The following is a 4706-nucleotide window of genomic DNA, read 5'->3' on the forward strand; positions in this document are numbered from 1 at the left end:
AATTTAATATATTTATTTGGGAGGCTTTATGAATAAAGAACAGCTTAGAGTACTGAAAGAACTTTTGGACTATATGAAAGTTGACGAGCAGAGACATTTTGGAGAATGTGGAAGGCCCAAAAAACATATATACAGAAATATTATGTACCTAGAAAAATATTTTAGAAGTAAGTCAGGGAATTATAAATTTATGAATAAATGAGAACATGAATAGAATTATTACTTACAATTTTGGGGAGAATTTAATTCAAAACCTGGCGGATTTTGTGGATAAGAACTATCTGCAGAAAAACCGGGATATCAGCCGGCTGGCTTTTGTATTTGGCGGAAAAAGGCCTTCGCTTTTCCTTAAAAAAGAATTAGCGAGGCGCTCAGGCAAAAGTTTCTTATCGCCGAAATTCTTTTCCATAAACGAATTCATCCAATATATTGTCCAGAAGAAGGACAATTATACTGCCCCTTCCGACCTGGATATGAGTTACGCAATCTATAATATTGCCAAAAAAACCGTCCCTGAGATTTTAAAAGGCAAAGAGAAATTTTCGCAGTTTATGCCCTGGGCCCGAGAAATATTGGCGTTTATTGACAAGCTTGACGTTGAAAATATAAAATTAGAATCCTTAAAAAACATTCAGTTTAAGGCGGAAATCGGCTATGATGTGCCTGAAACTATCAACAAACTGCTTGAAAATATAATTACTATCCGAAATTCTTTTCATAAAACGCTTACAGAAAACAAAACCTATTCAAACGGCATAATTTGTATGCTCGCTTCCCAGTATATAAAGGAAGCAAACTTTGACGAGTTTGATGATATCCTGTTTTGCGATCTCTTTTACCTTAACAAAACGGAACAAATTATTATAAAAGAGTTATACAATAAAGATAAAGCTATTCTTTTCTTCCAGGGAAGCCGGAAAGAGTGGCCGATTCTGGAAAATGCATCAAAAATATTTGGCTGTGAGATCGGAGCCGGCGCTAAAACGCATGATTCCGATTCAATTTTGGTTCATTCAGGATTTGACGTGCATTCGCAGGTATGCCTGGTGCGCGAAATACTGCAGAATATTTTAAAACAAAGCGGTGATCCTGAAAAAACAGTAATTGTCCTGCCGGATTCAAACAACGCTGTTCCGTTGCTTTCAGAAATAAGCTCAATAGTCAAAGAATTTAATGTTTCACTGGGATATCCTCTGCACAGGAGCTCGGTGTATTCGCTTTTTGAGCATATTTTTAGTTCACAAGCCACAAAAAACGCTGATGATTACTACACAAAAGACTATTTAAAAGCATTAAACCATCCTTTCACAAAAAATCTAAAGTTATTGGATGACTCCTCGGCAACTAGGGTAATTGTCCATAAAATCGAGGAGCTTCTGACCAGCTCAAAAGACAATTCTTTAAGCGGCCGACTGTTTGTTAAACTAAAAGATATTGAAAGTTCAAAAGAATTGTTTGGTTTAATCGCGGATAATCTTCAAAGTATGGGTGTAACGGTTAAAAAAGATGAAGTAGAAAATGTTATTGTTAAATTACATAATATTTTGTTTTATTCCTGGGAAAAAATAGATAATTTCAGGGAATTTTCTTTGAAACTTGGAGAATTCCTGGATAAACTGATGGATAGCGGCATGCTGGAGAAATATCCTCCGAATCTAAAAATCGTCGATAAACTCTTCTCAATCCGGGATGAATTGGGAAATTCGTCTTTTTGCAGTGAAATATTCGCCAAAGAAGATATATTTACAATTTTTAAAAGCAAAATAAGAAATGAAATAATTTCTTTTTCAGGTTCTCCGCTGAAGGGCCTGCAAATATTGGGGCTTTATGAAACCAGGGGCCTTAATTTTGAAAATGTAATCATAATGGATGTAAATGAATCTGTTTTACCGCGGCTCAGCGTTAATGAGCCCCTTATTCCGGGTGAAATTATGCTGAGCCTGGGTTATAACAGTTTGGAAAATGAGGAAGAGATACAGCATTATCATTTCAAACGCCTGATTTCAGCCGCGAAGCGTGTCCATCTGGTTTATAATGAAAATAAAAGCGATGATAAGGAAAAAAGCAGGTTTATCGAAGAACTGATATGGAACCGTCAGAAGGAAAAAGGCAAAATTGACGCCGTATCAATACAGAAAGCTGGTTTTAAAGCTGAAATCCAGCCAAGAAAAAAAGAAATAGAAAAAAACAGCAAAATAATAGACTTTCTGAAAGGCTATCCCTATTCGCCGACAAGTATTGACGCTTACCTTGAATGTCCGATGAAGTTTTATTACAAATATGCGCTTGGTTTGGAAGAAAAAGATGAACTGCTCGACGAACCTGAAAGCGCTGATGTGGGCAACTTTGTGCACAATTTGCTGGAAGAAACCTATAGAATGTTTGTGGGAAGCAAATTTTTAATTGATGATAAGTTTGAATCTTATTTCTTTAAAAGGTTTGACGAATATTTTGAAGAATTTTTCGGAAATAAAGTACGGGCGGGCGCTTTTTTACTGAAAGAAGTGCTGGAATACCGGTTAAAAAAGTATTTAAGGTATGAAAAGGAAGCCCGTCAGATTAAAATTGCCGGGTTAGGCGTTAACAAAATTCTAGCGCTTGAAAGAACTCTTAAAGAAACAATCAAATTGGATTGCGGTGATTTCAAATTCAATTTAAGAATAGACAGAATAGACCAATTGCAGGACGGCACCATCCTGATTGTGGATTATAAAACAGGCAGCGGCCTGAAAATACCCGCTAAAAAACTCTATGATGCGGGCCCGGAAGAGTTCCAAACGCGCGAAGACATCAGAAAAAAGATAAAATCGTTTCAATTGCCTTTATACGTGCATTTAGCGAAGGGAATTTATAAAACGGACTCAGTAAATGCAGGGCTTTATCTGCTGAAAGAAACCGGAATCAACTATTTGTTTGACGATAAAGCCGGCCCAAAGAGCCGTGAAATTTCAATGAAAATCTGCATGAGTTCACTCAATTTTATCTTATCAGAGATTTTAAACCCCGCAAAGCCATTTGCTATAAACGAAGAGGACACCCGAGCGTGCGAATACTGCCCCTTCACATACCTGTGCCGGTGAGGGAAGGATGCGCTTATCAGGGGCGCAAAAGGCATAGGGTTGCTGCGCACTGAATTTTTCTACATGGTATCAAAAGTTATGCCCACAATAGAAAATGAATACGAATTTTTAACTGTATATCCCACATGCCTTTCCTAGCAGGCAGAATGTGGGATTAATAAGGAAAAAATGAAAATAATTAAATTAATTCCGATTCTTGTAGCGCTCTTTCTTTTAAGTACGCCTGCTTTTTGCGGGTTGAACGCTTTTAAGCAGGATTTTGCAAAGATTTCAGATAACCAGCAGAAACAGGACGAAGACCAGAAGCCGGCAGCTGCAGCTGTTTCTGCAGCTCAAGCCGTGCAGACAGATTATGTCTCTCCGGCGCAGGTTATGCCGGTTATAATAGCACAGACAAATAACGACAGCCAGCTCAATAATTTTTACAACGATTTTAAATCCAACAAGAAAAAAGCGGGGGATTCGGAAAGTGACCAGCCGGCAGCTGTTGTCCCAAGCAACAATTCGTACAATAATTATTATTACACTCCTGATTATTACCGCTATAATTATCCCTATAATTACCCGTACTATAACTATTACCGCATGGATGACGTTGATATGTATCGGGACAGGAGAGGGGTAACCTACAAAGGGCATACTGTTATCAAGGGTATGGAAGAATCCGGGGCCGTAACGCCGGAAAGGCACACCTGGTACGATACTTCTCTTAGTTATCAAAGCATTTCAAAAGATTTAAGCGCCGTCGGGATGATGATGAGCGTAATATCTGCAGGAAAAATGGACGAACTTTCCTGGGGTTTCAAATTCGATTACGATCTGTATACTGAAAAACAGGAAACAGGCGACCATATTACACTTCCTATATCAAACATGGGGTTTATTTTTGGAAAACAGATGGGTAATGGAATGGCGGAATCCTTCATTGCCTACTGTAAAATGCAGGACCTGTCGGGGCTGTCGCTTAAATTATCAACGGACCAGTGGTTCCAGAAATACCTCTTTATCTCCGGAGGAATCGGCGTAAGCATAATTAATGATTCGCCGTTGACGGACCTTCATGCCGGTATTGGCGCAGGCAATTCCATGATACAATTTGTTGTGGGTTATAGGTCCACAAGTTCTGTAAATACCCAGCTAAACGGCCCTGAAATGAGACTTAAGGTCATTTTATAAAGAAATTATTTAAGAAAGAAACCTTCACCTGGTATAAGACCGAAAGAACCAGCTCCTAAAAAAAATGAGTAGCTTTAGCTACCCATTTTTTTTAAACGGAGAGGGTGGGATTTGAACCCACGGTGCCATTACTGGCACATACACTCTCCAGTCATAGTCCTCTATAAAATTTAGAGTCCTCACTTTTCCGTCTAGAACTTTAATCAAACCTGATTTATCGTCCTAAAACTGTATGTTTTTGATGTTGACACTAGTTGACAATAGTTGTCAAAAGTTGCCAATTTTTGACATCGCCTGCCAACAAACTGCCAACAAACGCTCGTACGCGTAGGGAAAATCAGCCTTTTTGAGCTACTTTGGACTAAAAACAGGTTTAACTTTTCAAACAGCATTCGCTTTAAATCTCGGCTCAAGAATTATACTAAATAACTCGAATCCCTTCAAATTTTA

The 4706-nt window shown here is 38.3% G+C and carries 4 protein-coding genes and 1 tRNA gene; 4 read left to right on the forward strand and 1 reads right to left on the reverse strand.

The window, feature by feature from the left end; translation table 11 throughout:
- Positions 1-28 precede the first annotated feature (28 nt).
- Genes KKH91_04405 through KKH91_04420 form a run of 4 tightly spaced genes read left to right on the forward strand, consistent with a single transcriptional unit; the run spans position 29 to position 4256 of the window.
- Positions 29-202 carry a hypothetical protein gene (locus tag KKH91_04405; GenBank protein ID MBU0952051.1) on the forward strand — a complete coding sequence of 58 codons (174 nt, stop codon included), beginning with the start codon at positions 29-31 and terminating at the stop codon, positions 200-202.
- A gap of 4 nt (positions 203-206) precedes the next feature.
- Complete coding sequence (locus tag KKH91_04410) at positions 207-3080, forward strand: PD-(D/E)XK nuclease family protein (protein ID MBU0952052.1); 2874 nt, start codon at positions 207-209, stop codon at positions 3078-3080.
- Between the two features lie 39 nt (positions 3081-3119).
- On the forward strand, positions 3120-3218 hold the full coding sequence (locus KKH91_04415) for a hypothetical protein (GenBank protein ID MBU0952053.1): 99 nt from the start codon (positions 3120-3122) through the stop codon (positions 3216-3218).
- A 30-nt stretch (positions 3219-3248) separates the two neighbouring features.
- Positions 3249-4256: a hypothetical protein gene (locus KKH91_04420; protein ID MBU0952054.1), complete on the forward strand. Its 1008-nt coding sequence runs from the start codon at positions 3249-3251 to the stop codon at positions 4254-4256.
- A 96-nt stretch (positions 4257-4352) separates the two neighbouring features.
- Here the strand turns inward: KKH91_04420 and KKH91_04425 are convergent.
- Positions 4353-4435: transfer RNA gene (locus KKH91_04425), tRNA-OTHER, on the reverse strand.
- Between the last annotated feature and the right edge of the window lie 271 nt (positions 4436-4706).

It is taken from the genome of Elusimicrobiota bacterium, assembly GCA_018816525.1.
Taxonomy (GTDB): Bacteria; Elusimicrobiota; Endomicrobiia; order CG1-02-37-114; family XYA2-FULL-39-19; genus OXYB2-FULL-48-7.